Annotated in this window: 12 protein-coding genes; 9 read left to right on the plus strand and 3 right to left on the minus strand. The window is 40.6% G+C overall.

The features are described from left to right. The first annotated feature begins 32 nt into the window (after positions 1-32). The 3 genes from NV379_RS25500 to NV379_RS25510 all read left to right on the plus strand — a co-directional run bounded on the left by NV379_RS25500 (position 33) and on the right by NV379_RS25510 (position 4,924). A complete protein-coding gene (locus NV379_RS25500) occupies positions 33-1,940 on the plus strand; it encodes an ABC transporter permease (protein ID WP_258210160.1) in 1,908 nt (635 codons plus the stop codon). Between the two features lie 316 nt (positions 1,941-2,256). Continuing rightward, positions 2,257-3,021, plus strand: coding sequence for an ABC transporter ATP-binding protein (locus NV379_RS25505; RefSeq protein ID WP_258210149.1), 765 nt, complete (start codon positions 2,257-2,259; stop codon positions 3,019-3,021). A gap of 13 nt (positions 3,022-3,034) precedes the next feature. Then, on the plus strand, positions 3,035-4,924 hold the full coding sequence (locus tag NV379_RS25510; protein ID WP_258210150.1) for an FtsX-like permease family protein: 1,890 nt from the start codon (positions 3,035-3,037) through the stop codon (positions 4,922-4,924). A gap of 62 nt (positions 4,925-4,986) precedes the next feature. On the opposite strand, the gene NV379_RS25515 is transcribed toward NV379_RS25510, so the two are convergent. Genes NV379_RS25515 through NV379_RS25525 form a run of 3 tightly spaced genes read right to left on the minus strand, consistent with a single transcriptional unit; the run spans position 4,987 to position 7,074 of the window. After that, the gene (locus NV379_RS25515; RefSeq protein ID WP_258210151.1) at positions 4,987-5,688 is read right to left on the minus strand and encodes a nicotinamide mononucleotide transporter; all 702 of its coding nucleotides are present in this window, start codon (positions 5,686-5,688) and stop codon (positions 4,987-4,989) included. A gap of 4 nt (positions 5,689-5,692) precedes the next feature. Beyond that, positions 5,693-6,415, minus strand: coding sequence for a nucleoside phosphorylase (locus NV379_RS25520; protein WP_258210152.1), 723 nt, complete (start codon positions 6,413-6,415; stop codon positions 5,693-5,695). Between the two features lie 5 nt (positions 6,416-6,420). Beyond that, positions 6,421-7,074 (minus strand): Crp/Fnr family transcriptional regulator, encoded by a 654-nt coding sequence (locus NV379_RS25525; protein WP_258210153.1) that lies wholly within the window; start codon positions 7,072-7,074, stop codon positions 6,421-6,423. A gap of 212 nt (positions 7,075-7,286) precedes the next feature. Between NV379_RS25525 and NV379_RS25530 the strand changes: the two genes are divergently transcribed. The 6 genes from NV379_RS25530 to NV379_RS25555 all read left to right on the plus strand — a co-directional run bounded on the left by NV379_RS25530 (position 7,287) and on the right by NV379_RS25555 (position 14,255). Further along, positions 7,287-8,549 carry a mechanosensitive ion channel family protein gene (locus NV379_RS25530; protein ID WP_258210154.1) on the plus strand — a complete coding sequence of 421 codons (1,263 nt, stop codon included), beginning with the start codon at positions 7,287-7,289 and terminating at the stop codon, positions 8,547-8,549. A gap of 117 nt (positions 8,550-8,666) precedes the next feature. Further along, a complete protein-coding gene (locus tag NV379_RS25535) occupies positions 8,667-9,314 on the plus strand; it encodes a response regulator transcription factor (RefSeq protein ID WP_258210155.1) in 648 nt (215 codons plus the stop codon). After that, positions 9,307-10,695 (plus strand): sensor histidine kinase, encoded by a 1,389-nt coding sequence (locus tag NV379_RS25540; RefSeq protein WP_258210156.1) that lies wholly within the window; start codon positions 9,307-9,309, stop codon positions 10,693-10,695. Before NV379_RS25535 ends, NV379_RS25540 begins: the two co-directional genes overlap by 8 nt. A gap of 39 nt (positions 10,696-10,734) precedes the next feature. Then, positions 10,735-10,869 (plus strand): hypothetical protein, encoded by a 135-nt coding sequence (locus tag NV379_RS25545; RefSeq protein WP_258210157.1) that lies wholly within the window; start codon positions 10,735-10,737, stop codon positions 10,867-10,869. Then, a complete protein-coding gene (locus tag NV379_RS25550; RefSeq protein ID WP_258210158.1) occupies positions 10,866-11,747 on the plus strand; it encodes a metallophosphoesterase in 882 nt (293 codons plus the stop codon). Before NV379_RS25545 ends, NV379_RS25550 begins: the two co-directional genes overlap by 4 nt. A 438-nt stretch (positions 11,748-12,185) precedes the next feature. After that, positions 12,186-14,255 carry an endonuclease MutS2 gene (locus NV379_RS25555; RefSeq protein WP_258210159.1) on the plus strand — a complete coding sequence of 690 codons (2,070 nt, stop codon included), beginning with the start codon at positions 12,186-12,188 and terminating at the stop codon, positions 14,253-14,255. Positions 14,256-14,452 lie beyond the last annotated feature (197 nt).

Consider the following 14,452-nt stretch of genomic DNA (forward strand, 5'->3'; position numbering starts at 1 on the left):
GACTGCAGGCATGGAATAAGGGAGCGAAGCATATGTTACTTAAAATTTCTCTCTCAAGCATGAGAAAAATGATGAAGGACTACATTGTCCTTCTTGTCGGCCTAGTCATCTCGATCTCGATCTTCTATATGTTCCAGACACTTGCGATGAACGAAGAGTTTGTCAAAGCGAACTCTATGATTAAATCGATTATGCTTGTCTTTAACGTTGGGGCTGTATTACTTGCCATCATCACATTCTTTTATATTTTCTATGCAAATTCGTTCCTCTTGTCATTAAGACGCAAGGAATACGGCATGTACATGATGCTGGGAGCTAAGAAAAGTAAAATTACAAAACTAATGTTCATCGAAACGATCGTCATTGGACTTCTTGCACTTGCCATTGGAATCATTGTAGGTGTTGGTATTTCATCCATTGTAGGTACGTCATTGATGGCTCAAATTGATTTTCCGTCAGATGGTTATAAGATATTTTATATACCTGCTGTCTTAGTCACACTAGGATTTTTCATCGTGCTGTTTGTATTAACAGGTATCATGAATGCTGTTAAATTATCTCGAACTACGATATTGGATCTGCTTCGTGCTGAACAAAATAAAGAAAAAATAAGAAAGAGCGGATTCGTTACATTTGTACTCGCATTCTTTTCAATTGTTTTACTTGCAGTGGGTTATTACTGCATGTATTACATGGAGACACTTCGTGAAGTCGGATTAATTGGAGGTGCGATTACAACAACCATTGGGACATATTTGTTCTTTATGACCTTTATGCCTGCATGGGTTAATAGCTTAAAGCGTAATGAGAAATTGAATTCAAAAGGGATTAATGCCTTTACATTTGCTCAATTGCAATTTCGTGCGAATTCCTTGTCAAAGCTTCTTGGAACGATCGCGATGTTAATTGCGCTTGGTGTAGGTGCGATTGCGGGGGGATTAGCATTCCAGAACAATGCCGCCCTAATTGCAAATAGTATGGTAATTGCCGATATGGCCATCCACGATGCGACTGCGCAGGATAAAGCACTAATCGGGAACATGAATGTCAAAGAGCAGCATGAGTATCGTTATAAATTAACCGATAAAGGTGTTTATTTATTGAAGGAAGATTTACTAAATGAACCACCGCTGTATCGTAAAATTGATCGCGATAATAATGGTTTAATGAAAAAAGACGTAGAGCCAGAGCGATTAGTAGTGGATTTACCAGCGCCGCTTTATATAAATTACATCCCAAGAGAAGATGCTGCTTCAAACAAAGAAAAGTTGGAAGAGCTACCAAAAAGCTGGGATAACGTAATTTCTAATGAATTGAATATTGGTTATTCAGTGTTTGGTAAACGTTCAATTTATGTCGCAGATCATAAGCATTATGCACAAGTTAAAGGTGAAGATCATAAAGTATTTATTGCTTATGTCGATGACTTCGTAAAATATAAAGATGAGTTAAAACAAATTGAGGAACGTCAAAAGGAAGTTACAAAAAACTTTGGGAATCAGCCAGACGAAGAAGAAATGAGTATGAATAGTAAATACGGAATTTATACAGGTTTCTATTCACTTGCAAGTGGGACGATGTTCATGGGCTTCTTCTTAGGGATAGCATTCCTTGCTATGATGGCAAGCTGTTTGATGTTTAAGATTTTGTCGGGTGCAAACAGCGATATTCAGCGTTATCAGATGCTGCGCAAGATCGGGGTTCGCAAACAACTGCTAACCAAATCGATCTACAAAGAACTTCTTGCAATCTTTGCACTTCCAGGTTTGATTGGAATCGCACATGTACTCATCGGTATGAATATTTTCAGCTTCATTCTGGCTAATCCTTACTATAAAATATGGATACCGGTTGTGATCTTCATCTTGATATACAGTGTGTATTACCTGATTACCGTTCAGCTCTACAAAGGGATTGTACTTCCTAAAGAGCGTAGATAATACAAAACGACCTTCAGCTCCATTATGGGACTAAGGGTCGTTTTTTTACTAGAAAGTGACTATTTATTCTTCACCGTATTCATACCAATTAATAGCTGCCATTTGACAACGGCTGTGCGGCAACCGCCAGCGCTACGATTCGTATCTATTAATTAGAAAAGGCACTACTCCTATTCATTAGGGGTGGTGTCTTTCTTGTCCTATCTTACGGAACTGTCATTCGCCTATCACTAACTTCGATGGGAACATCTTGGGTCAGCAGGTATGATAAGTCCATAGAGAAAACGCGATTACATACGCGACCTAGGAGGATCATATGAACAAAGTAGTTGAGGTTAGTAACGTACAGAAAATATATGGCAAGAAAGGTGACAACCTATCTTACGCATTGAATGGGATTTCATTTAGCATCGTAGATGGAGAGTTCGTTGGAATCATGGGACCGTCAGGTTCGGGTAAGACGACTTTACTGAATGTGATTTCTACATTAGATCGTTCTACTGGTGGTGTGATTCAAGTAGCAGGTCGGAACATTACAGCTATGAATCAGACACAATTAGCAGATTTCCGTGCGAAGACATTAGGATTCATCTTCCAAGATTTTAACTTACTAGAGAACCTATCTATTTATGAAAATATTGCGCTGCCGCTTTCCCTTCAAGGCGTGCCAGCTAAGCAAATTCGCTCGAAAGTAATGAAGGTAGCGAAGACTTTAGACATTGAAGCGATCATTAAGAAGAGTCCAAGTGAAGTATCAGGTGGTCAGAAACAACGTGCAGCAGCAGCTCGCGCACTTGTACATGAGCCAGCAATTATTCTTGCGGATGAGCCTACAGGAGCTCTTGATTCGAAGAACGCGACAAGCATGCTTGAAGCTATGCAAGAATTAAATGAACAACAGGATGTATCGATTCTGATGGTAACGCATGATGCGTTCAGCGCAAGTTATTGCAAACGAATCTTATTTATCCGAGACGGTAAATTATTTACCGAACTACACCGCTCTGGAAGTCGCGAGCAATTTTATAAGCAAATTCTTGATATCCTTGCTGATCTTGGCGCGACTCCGGGCATGGAATAAGGGAGTGAATCATATGTTACTCAAAATCTCTCTCTCTAGTATGAGAAAAATGATGAAGGATTATATTGTCCTTCTTGTCGGCCTTGTCATCTCCATCTCGATCTTCTATATGTTCCAGACACTTGCGATGAATGAAGAGTTTGTTAGAGCGAACTCTGTCATCCGTTCGATTATGTTAGTGTTCAATGTTGGTTCTGTATTGCTGGCCATCATTACATTCTTCTATATTTTCTATGCAAATTCGTTCTTGTTATCATTAAGACGTAAAGAATACGGCATGTATATGATGCTTGGTGCAAAGAAAAGCAAGATTGTAAAATTGATGTTTATTGAGACAATGCTCATTGGGATTGCTGCACTCATCATTGGTATTCTTGTAGGAACAGGGCTTGCTAGTGTTGTCGGTCAGTTGTTAATGGATACGATTAATTTTACCTCAGATAGTTACAAATCGTTCTTACTCAAAGCTGTGTTTATGACGACTGCATTCTTCATCGTTATATTCTTATTAACAGGTATTGTTAATGCGCTTAAGCTTTCACGTACGACGATCCTAGAGTTAATTCGAGCTGAGTCGAGTAAAGAAAGCGTGAAGAAGAATAATTTCTTAACTGTGATCTTGGCGATTCTTGCAGTTGTGTGTCTTGCAGTAGGTTATTACGCAATCTTGAACATGACGGTACTTAGAGAGACCGGACTTTTCATGGGTGCTTCTGCAACAACAGTTGGTACGTATTTATTCTTCATGACTTTCTTGCCGGTATGGGTAAATCGCTTGAAGAAGAATGAAAATCGCAATATGAAGGGCATTAATTCCTTTACATTTGCTCAGCTTCAATTCCGCGCAAGTTCCTTGTCTAGACTCCTTGGTACGATTGCAATGCTGATTGCTCTTGGCGTAGGTGCGATTGCAGGGGGATTAGCGTTCCAGAACAATGCGGTTCTTACAGCGAATGTCAGTCAAGTTTCGGATATTGTCATTCATGATCCGAGTAAACAAGATCAAGACTTACTTGCCAATAAGAAAATAAATGAACAGCGTGAATACCGTTATAAAGTAACGGACAAGAGTGTATATTTCCTTAAAGAAGACTTAATCACATCTCCACCGCTATATCGCATTCGTGATAAGAGTGACAATGGGTTCTATGAAGCTAGGAAAGAGGCAGAAGTTTTAACGATTCCGCTACCGGATCCACTTTATAGTGATTTTATAAGTGATAAAGATAAATCAACAACGAAGGCAACCCCTTTAGAAAGAAACTGGAGTGATGCGATACTTACAGAGCTAAATACGGGTTTCTTTATGTTCGGTAAACGTGATACGTATGTCGCTGATCAGAACAATTATGACAAAGTCAAAGTAGATGAGCATAAAGTATATGTTGGGTATGTCGATGATTTCTTGGTGTACAAAAACGAACTCAAAGAAATTAACGATAGACAGGCAGTTCTTGCGAATCATTACGGTAGTAATGGGGATGAAATACGTAGCAAATATAATACTTATAAAACGATGCACACCGTCTCTAGCGGTACGATGTTCATGGGCTTCTTCCTTGGTATTGCGTTCCTAGCCATGATGGCAAGCTGTCTAATGTTCAAAATATTATCTGGTGCAACTCGTGACATTCAACGTTATCAAATGCTGCGCAAAATCGGGGTGCGTAAGCAGTTACTAACGAAATCGATCTATAAGGAATTACTTGCAATCTTCGTACTTCCAGCATTAATTGGTGTGATGCACGTATTATTCGGGATGGAAATGTTTAGATTCATTTTGGAAGAGCCATATTTCAAAATTTGGTTGCCAATCGTAATCTTTACCGTGATTTACGCGGTGTACTATTTTATTACCGTACAGTTGTACAAAAGTATCGTTCTTCCGAAAGAACGTCTGTAACGATAAACGCCCTTCAGTTCAAATATTTGAACTGAAGGGCGCCTTTGTTTAAATGAGATTATTTATTCTTCTCCGTAACCGTACCATAGGATAGCTGCCTTAATGGAATTCAGTTGATACATGATCGTCATAGACAAGTAAATCATTGCCGTCGGACTGTTACCTTGCGTAATAATATAGATTTGCAGAGCCAAGTTAATAAAGTTAGCAACAATCCAGCCAATCCAAGAAATCGCTTTCCCTTCAACCATTAGATATTGAGAGATCACTTGAACAAGAAATACGAGAATGTTAAATACGATTACCCACATAGGTGCGTCGCCAGGAAGAATCGTACTGCCATAGAAGTAGAGAACAACAGAACCTACCACCGCTATGATTGCAGAAATATATAAATTGGATCTCGTTACTTTCGTGACTTCAATTTCTTTTCCCAATGTAAAGAAACCTTTTAAGTATAGAGCAGCACAATAGATTCCTACGAAAACATTACCAAGTAAACCAAATCTAAAGTTATTAAACGTATCGAACATAGCCCCAATTACACCCAAACCGCTGGCTGATTTGCCATGTTGATTGGCGAAGAGGAGCACGACTATCATGCCTAGAATTCCGCCGATAAAGGAGGTGACGAGAAGAAGATCTAGCGTGCCGCTATCGTTATAACTGTAAAAAGTACTAGCAATCACGAGTGAGATCCCGACTATGAGCCATAAAGTATCCCATGTTTTACTCTTTAAAACTTTATAAATCCCTTGTTTCATATACTTATTCCTCCTCGGTTAGCACGGCTAACGCTAATTTGATAGATTGTAATTCTCCAACTTTCATTTGGGATTCGCCCGAAACCAATTCATTGACCCCATCTGCTAGTGATTCCTTATATGGCACAACGTTATTGAGGATCGATAAGGTTTGCAGACCTCTTAGCCCGCCAATCACGTAAAGAGCACTAGTTTCCATATCTGCACCTAGAACTTGTTTATGCGACCAGAAATCTTCAATTTCCATGTTGTTATCCATATAGAAACCGTCATGACTTCTTGCGATTCCAGCCTTCACTGGAATCGCAGTCTGCTGTAAAGCTCGCATTAGAAGCGTACTGGATGGAACAGCTGGGAATGCTTTGGGAACATATTTCTCCGTTAAGCCTTCATCACGAACAGCGCCGGTTACAACCATAATCTCGCCAACCTTAAAGGTTGTGTCCATCGCGCCGCAGCTTCCAGCGCGGATCACGGACTCGATTCCAATCGCCTTTAACTCCTCTATAGCAATGGCCATGGAAGGTGCGCCAATACCAGTCGACAAGACAAGAATCTTGTGTCCATTAAAGGTACCAATCGCAGATTTAAATTCACGATTATAAGTAATATCTTGTGGGTTGTCCAGAAGTGATTTCACAACTTCTACGCGGGCTGGATCTCCTACAACGATGGCTTTGTTAACAGCTAGCGCTTCATCTAACTGAATATGGGGCTGTTTCTCCATTACTTTCACTCCTTAGAACCTAATTCTATTAATAAGTTTGGGTTCGTTAATTTGATAACACCATTATCCATTTCAATGATTTCTAGATCTTTCAACTCTTTGAGAATGCGGTCGACACTGCGCGGAGTTGAGCTAATTCTTTTCAATAAAGCTTGTCTATCTAGATAATCGCTCTTACTTAAAGAACTTAGAACCTCAATAACTTGGCGTTTCGTAGAAAATAAACTATAGGACTCGATTCTTTTGCTTAAATGGTAGATCTGTTTGCATAAGGACTCTGTTAAATTTTTGGAAAAGCTTCGATCTAGTTCCAGCCATTCTTTGAAAGCTTCTCGAGATAACTTTAGTAATACGACATCACTAAGAGACTGTACAGAAGAGCTAAAGGGAATTTCTTGAAGAAGCTCATGCTCACCAATGAAGTTGCCTGGTCCATAGATGTCTAGTGTAATCTTACGACCGGAATCACTCAATATAAAGATGTCTAAATTTCCTTGAACAACAATGTATATCTCCGAATAGATGGTTCCTTGCTCCAGATTAAATCGTCCCTTTGCGTGTGACTCAACTTGAAAACGCTTAAGAACAGAATAGGGGCAGTGCTTGAGTATTTCAGACATTTCAGGAGAGCCTTCTATAATTTCAATTAGCCTGTTCACACATCTCTTCCTTTCCCTCAGGTGGTGACAATTATATTGTATCAAGGTCGTCTTGTGAAATAAATGACAATTATCTTTATTATGTATAAAAATGAAAACGTTTACACATTATTTAGTAGACAAATGTCTACATGATCGTAATGGACTGCATATTTGACGATAGAAGGGGCTAACGGGTAAGATTAGTGTACATTTTTTATAAGGAGACAGATATGGAATACATTAATAATTTACTTATGAATCTTGGGGTACATGCAAGTCTTGCCGTCTACTTGACGAATATCATTATGGTAATTGGGATCGTGCTGCTCAGTATCCTCGCAAATATGATTACCAAAAGGCTTGTCTTAAGAGTTCTCACGCATTACATACACAACAATCAATTCAAGTGGGACAATTACTTACTGGAATGGAAAGTGATTCACAAACTTTCTCATGTGGTTCCTGCTATTATTATCTATTATTTCTCGTTTATGTTTCCTATTTACCAATCGTTAATTGAAAAAGGTGTCGTTATCTACATGATTGTTGTCGCGATCCTCGTCTTGGATGCCTTTCTTAGTGCCGTTAATGCTATTTATATGACTTATGAAGTATCCAAGGTAAAACCGATTAGAGGCTATTTACAAGTTGTTAAGATCTTTATATATATCGTTGGCGGAATCTTAATTATTTCAAGCTTAATTGGGGAAAGTCCTATTATCTTGCTCAGCGGGATTGGGGCATTATCAGCTGTCATCATGTTAATTTTCAAGGATTCGATTCTAGGTCTGGTGGCGGGAGTGCAGTTATCCTCGAATGATATGGTACGTGTAGGTGATTGGATCGAGATGCCGAAGTATGGGGCAGATGGGGATATTATCGATATTTCCCTGAACACGGTTAAAGTGCAGAATTGGGATAAGACGATCACAACCATTCCTACCTATGCTTTAATTTCAGATTCCTTCAAGAACTGGAGAGGGATGCAAAAGTCCGGTGGGCGACGGATTAAGCGTTCGATCAACGTCGATATTAGCAGCATTACTTTCTGTACATCGGAGATGATTGAGAGCTTTAAGAAAATACAATACCTGCGTGATTACATCACCCAAAGAGAGCAAGAGATCGAACAATATAATAGGGAGAAGACCATTGATCGATCCAGTAAAGTGAATGGTCGGACCATGACGAACATCGGCGTCTTTCGGACTTATATTCAGCAGTATTTGAACCAGCATCCACAAATTCATAAAGACATGACCTGCATGGTCAGACAGCTGGCATCCAGTGAGACGGGCTTGCCAATTGAAATCTACGCATTTACGAATGATACGAACTGGTCGGTCTATGAGGGAATACAGTCGGATATATTTGATCATATTCTAGCTGTGGCACCAGATTTCGGACTTCGGGTCTTCCAGAATCCAACTGGACACGATATGAAAAGCTTGCTTGAGAATAGCGAGTCTAATCTCCATTCAGTTGAACATTAAGTAATTGATCCAGCATAAAGCAGCCGCTCTTTGACGAGGAGTGAGCTGTTTTTTTGCTTTTGACAGTCAGAACATGTTAGTCTTTTCACAACTCAACCATTTAGGAGGTACAGCCAGATGCAGGTGCTCATTGCAGATGATGAACCTTATATGCTCAAGATTTTACAAGCTTATTTTGAAAAAGAGGGCTTTAATGTGCTAACCGCACAAGATGGAGAAGAGGCACTTGAACTCTTTTACAATCATCCGATTGATCTTGCTGTACTGGATTGGATGATGCCGCGGCTTAGTGGGATTGAAGCATGTAAGGAAATGAAGGATCAGGGAACAGCGAAAGTACTGCTCCTTACCGCAAAGACAGAAGATGATGATGAATTTATGGCGCTACAAGCGGGTGCAGATGAATACATTCGTAAACCGTTCGATACTCGGATTCTGATCATGCGAGTGAAGAAGCTGTTACAGATGGATAATAAGCTTGTGGCTTATGATCTTGTTGTTGATCTGGACGGGCAGAAGATTCATAAGAATGGACAGGACTTGCATGCCACACAAAAAGAATTTCAATTACTTCGTCAATTAATTACGAATAAAGGACAAATCTTATCTCGGAAGACATTGCTTGATCGCGTATGGGGTTTTGATTATTTCGGGGATGAGCGAACCGTGGATACACACATTCGCAGGTTGCGTGAGAAAGTAGGCGAACATGTCATTAAGACACATCGCGGGATGGGGTATAGCCTGACAGATGAGCATGAATAAGATCGGGAAGAAGCTGATCGTTCGAATTCTACTAGCCTTATGTATTGTATTTGTGCTGTCATTCGTCGTGAATACATTCTTCCTGCCGAAATATTTTTTATATGAGAAAAAGAACAGTCTCGCCCAGCTCACAACGCAGCTCGAGCAGATGGATACCACGAACCTTGTGTTTCAAGCGGAGAAGCTGGAGAAGAGACACGGGGTCACAATCGTGATGACCGAACTTTGGGGATCCAATGAGCAGATCAATTATGTCTTGAAGGAACAATTGAATCGTAAAGCCATTACACTCAGTAAGTTCTGGGTAACCGATGAGAATTTGGCGCAGGTACGTGATGGTCGCTTGGTGAAGAAGATATTTAGTCAAGATAAGCTCAAATCCAGTTTTCTAGTTACTTTTATGAAGAAAGACCATTATATTATCGCTGTAGGTGAATCGATCTCACACTCCGCAGACACCATCCAAATCGTAAATAAATTTAATTTATATATCGCTATAGGTGCAGTTGTGATGATGGTTGTGCTGTCATGGTTATTTACACAGCAAATCGTTAAACCACTTGCGAAATTGAAGCAAACGGCTGAAGATATATCGAATTTGAAATTTAACAAAGTGCAAATTGAAACAGGAGATGAGATCGAAGCGCTTGCTCGCAGTGTGAACAAGATGAGCGATAAATTGGAGCTTGCTCAACATGCGTTAGAAGAGCGAAATGAAAATCTACGCACATTTATTGCGGATATTTCCCATGAACTGAAGACGCCGCTGTCCTTGATTAAAGCATACGGAGCGGGTATTCGTGATGGATTAGATGATGGGACATATGTCAATGTTATTGAAGAGCAAGCTGACAATATGTCGATTTTAGTGGATAAGTTACTGGAGTTATCGAGAATACAGACGGAACAATATGTCATGCAAGCATTTGATTTTGGAGAGTTGCTAGACAAGACGCTCTCGAAGTATCAGCTTGCTTTGCAGCAGCAAGGTCTTGAGATCACTGTGGATCGTACAGATTTAAAAGCCCCTCAAGTATGGGCATGTAAACCGAAGATTGAGATGGTGCTGAACAATTTTATTACGAATGCGATTAAGTATACGAACGACTCACATATTCGAATCCTCGTTAAGAATGAAGCAGATCATCTCCTGTTTACGATTCGTAATGGGATTAAACCGCAGAACGGGGATTCGAAGCAGTGGGAAAACATTTGGGAGCCGTTCTATGTGATGGAGGGATCACGTAACAAGAAACTGAGTGGGACGGGGCTTGGGCTCTCTATTGTGCGTAGTATTCTGGATAAACATCAGTCTCGCTATGGCGTGAATGTAGAAGATGATCAGATCCAGTTCTATTTTACTTTGAAAAATGTTAAATAAATTCGGAGCGCGACATTTCGTCACATTGGCGTAACATACATGCGTTATCATTGTCCTAACTTACAGAATAAAGGACAGATGGATATGCGAATTAAGGCGGCTAGTGTGTTAGTAATTGTGTTTAGTATCGGAGTAATTGGACTTATGATGTTTGGGTGGCCGGGCATTAATTGAACAAACCGAACCCATCCAAACGTCCTTGGGGAACTCGAATTATTCTTCTAATTGGCTCGTTGCTGATCTTGTTCTGTGGTGCCTTTACATATGCGCGGTTCATTGAGCCGAATATGCTGTCTATAACGAACCATGTGATCAAGTCATCAAATTTACCAGAAAGCTTTCATCATAAAAAAATTGTACAGATTAGCGATATTCATTTGGGGGATCACTACTCCACATCGCAACTGAATAAATTAGTGCAGCAAATTAATGCACAAAAGCCGGACATCGTCGTTTTTACCGGTGATTTAATTGATAATTATCATGAGTATAGTGGGAACAATGACGCTATTTCTTCTGCTTTAAAAAATATAAATGCACCGCTTGGCAAGTTTGCGATTTATGGTAACCATGATCGAGGTGGTGGTGCAAGTCGGCATTATGGCAAGATTATGGAAAATGGTGGTTTTACCGTACTCGTGAATGAATCGCAAGAGATTCGACTTCCAAGCAAAGAGAAAATTACGATCTCAGGCTTAGATGATTTCTTGCTCGGTAACCCGAAGATCAAGGGGACATTAGGTAACTTAGATGAGAAGTTGTTTAATCTATTGATCGTTCATGAACCAGATGTCGTGGATCGATTGCAAGGTTATCCGATTGATCTGCAGCTATCAGGACATAGTCATGGTGGACAAGTGAAGTTGCCTGGTGATATTGCGCTTGTGACCGTGCCGCTAGCTAGGAAATACTTAGAAGGTATGTATTCCGTCCCTGGGAAGGGCAGAATGATCCAGCTTTATGTGAACCGTGGAATCGGGACGACTCGTGAGCCACTGCGGATGTTCAGCACACCTGAAATTTCGGTGTTTACATTAGAGAAAATATCATAAGGAAATTGTGCAGGGTCTAATGTCTGCTTGCTTTCATAAGATAATTTCGTTATAGTATAGCTATCCTAAACAATAAAGGGGAAATTTTGATGTCGGTGAACGTTCTTAACTAGAAAAATTCCATATGAGGTTCCATGTAACGAACAGGTGCGAATTGCTATTATAGCAACGCCTATTTCGTTGTACCCATTGGTGCCTTGCGAATTAGTTAAGAACAGCGGATATCAGACAATGCCTAGGCGTTTTCTTTCCTTGCATACAATCCGTGCTGCTTTTTAGCACGGTTTTTTTTGATGCCATAAAACTTATTTTTGTATATCCAAAATAGGTTTTAGGCGATGCGATTAGGATTGGGATGTTAATACGAGGCGGAGAATGAGTATGCTCATTCTCCGTCTTTTTTTACCCATTTTACGAAAAACAAAGGAGATGTACACATTGAATCAAACAGCACTTAATCGACTAGAGTATGACAAAATCAAGACAATCGTAAGAGACTATGCCGTATCTTATCGGGGGAAGCAGCATGTGGATGCGATGATTCCGCTAACTTATATGAAAGCGATCCGCGCGAAGCTAGATGAAGCTTCCGAGGCGAAAGCCTTATTACAAAAAGGGGCGAGCGTGCCGATTCCATCGCTTGAAGGAATTGAACAAATTGCAAATCTGATGCACACCGGGTACGTGTTCAGCGAGCAGGAGTTTATGCACATTGTGCAATTTATTCGAAGCTGTAATCAGCTCAAAGGCTACATGGCGTCGAAAGAGATTATTGCGCCTCACGTTAGTAGTTACGCGAGTTCCATGCATGATCTGCGTTCCGTTGTATCTGAGATCGAAGCAAGTATTCGTAGTGGAGTCATTGTGGATGCAGCAAGTAAAGATCTGATGCGCATTCGCAAGAAAATTAACGTATGTGAAGAACGAATCAAAGGGAAACTCGATTCCCTTCTTAGTAAACATCGCTCTATCATGCAAGAAAATATGGTGAGTACGCGTGGTGGACGCTATGTACTGCCAATCAAGAAAGAACATCGCAAACTTGTGAAAGGCGCCGTACTTGATGAATCGGCAAGTGGTCAGACGGTCTATATCGAGCCTGCTGACCTTGCAGACTTACAGTATCAACGCGGTATGTTGAAATCGGAAGAAGGCGTTGAGGAGACGAAGATCTTGAGTGATCTTACGATGGTTGTGGAACGATATGCGGCTGAATTCTTGATCAATGTAGATACGGTTGGTGCGTATGACTTCTTATTTGCGAAAGCTAAATTCGCATTGTCCATCGGAGGTGCGAATGTCGATCTTAATGAGGAAGGAATCATTGAACTTCATGAAGCCAGACATCCATTAATGGGTGGGAAAATGGTTCCGCTTAACTTCCAGATCGGGTCGAAATACAACTCACTCGTTATTACAGGACCGAATACAGGTGGTAAGACATTAGCGCTGAAGACAGTAGGTACACTGACGATTATGATTCAATCGGGGCTACTTGTTCCTGTTCAGGCTGGCAGTAAACTTGCTGTGTTCGAGCATGTTGCTGTTGATATTGGAGACGGTCAGAGCATTGAACATGCGCTTAGTACGTTCTCTGCGCACATTCGCAACGTGATTGACATCTTGAAGATAGCGAACCATTCAACACTTGTGCTAATTGATGAAATGGCATCAGGTACAGACCCAGGCGAAGGGGTGGGGCTATCCATTGCCATTCTAGAGGAACTTCAGAAGCGTAAAGCAACCGTCGTTGCGACAACCCATTTTTCAGAGATTAAGAACTTTGCCTCAGTGACACCAGGGTTTGAGAATGCCCGTATGGAGTTCAATACAGAGACACTCGAGCCCTTGTATAAATTGAAAATTGGTGAGGCTGGCCAGAGTTATGCGTTCTTGATCGCGAAGAAGCTAGGGCTTCCAATGCCGATCATCAATCGCTCAAGTGAAATTGCGGCGAAGGGTGTTGGGACGAGTGGGAGTGAGTTTGGTGTTACTTTTGGAGCAACTAGTAAGCCATCTGAAGTTCAATCCAAGCCAGTGATATCAAGTCAAGAAGAACTGAGTCTACGAGGTGTTCCAGATATTCAAGTGAATAAGGAGCAAATGCAAGTAGCAAAAGAAGTACCTGTAACAAACGAAGTGAGGGTGTCAAAGCATTCGAGCTCTAAGCACAAACCTAAAGTTGTTAAAGCTCAGGATGATGAAGCGATTCCCGTTCCAGTTAAAAAGTTCGAGCTTGGCGATAGTGTCTATGTGTCCTATCTAGGTCGGGCGGGAATCGTCTGTACATTAGAGGATGCGATGGGCAACGTCGGAGTGATGATCCAGAAACAGAAGTTCAAGATCAATAAGAAGCGCTTGAAACTTCATATCGCGGGGAAAGAGTTGTATCCAGAAGATTACGATTTAGACATCGTTCTTGAAACGAAGGAGAATCGGAAGATTCGTAAGCTCATGAACCGGAAGTATGTACCGGGATTATCTATTGAGAAGAAGGTTGATGAATAGTTAGACAAAAGTAAACCCCTTTCAAGGAATGAACTGCACCCCAATTGTTAGACACAATCTAACAACTGGAGGTGCAGTTTTTCTATGGCGAAATTTACTGCTAAAGAAAAAATAGTAGCTGTTCAATGTTATTTAAATGGAACGGAAGGATATAAATGTTTAGCTTCCCAATTTGGAATTGAACAAAAAACATTTCA

This window comes from Paenibacillus radicibacter, from assembly GCF_024721995.1.
In the GTDB taxonomy this organism is placed as follows: domain Bacteria; phylum Bacillota; class Bacilli; order Paenibacillales; family NBRC-103111; genus Paenibacillus_AM; species Paenibacillus_AM radicibacter.

Bases quoted from the DNA above. Each gene is read 5' to 3' on its own strand.
- NV379_RS25500 (WP_258210160.1), top strand. From the start codon at position 33: ATGTTACTTAAAATTTCTCTCTCAAGCATGAGAAAAATGATGAAGGAC.
- NV379_RS25505 (WP_258210149.1), top strand. From the start codon at position 2,257: ATGAACAAAGTAGTTGAGGTTAGTAACGTACAGAAAATATATGGCAAG.
- NV379_RS25510 (WP_258210150.1), top strand. From the start codon at position 3,035: ATGTTACTCAAAATCTCTCTCTCTAGTATGAGAAAAATGATGAAGGAT.
- NV379_RS25515 (WP_258210151.1), bottom strand. From the start codon at position 5,688: ATGAAACAAGGGATTTATAAAGTTTTAAAGAGTAAAACATGGGATACT.
- NV379_RS25520 (WP_258210152.1), bottom strand. From the start codon at position 6,415: ATGGAGAAACAGCCCCATATTCAGTTAGATGAAGCGCTAGCTGTTAAC.
- NV379_RS25530 (WP_258210154.1), top strand. From the start codon at position 7,287: ATGGAATACATTAATAATTTACTTATGAATCTTGGGGTACATGCAAGT.
- NV379_RS25535 (WP_258210155.1), top strand. From the start codon at position 8,667: ATGCAGGTGCTCATTGCAGATGATGAACCTTATATGCTCAAGATTTTA.
- NV379_RS25540 (WP_258210156.1), top strand. From the start codon at position 9,307: ATGAATAAGATCGGGAAGAAGCTGATCGTTCGAATTCTACTAGCCTTA.
- NV379_RS25545 (WP_258210157.1), top strand. From the start codon at position 10,735: ATGCGTTATCATTGTCCTAACTTACAGAATAAAGGACAGATGGATATG.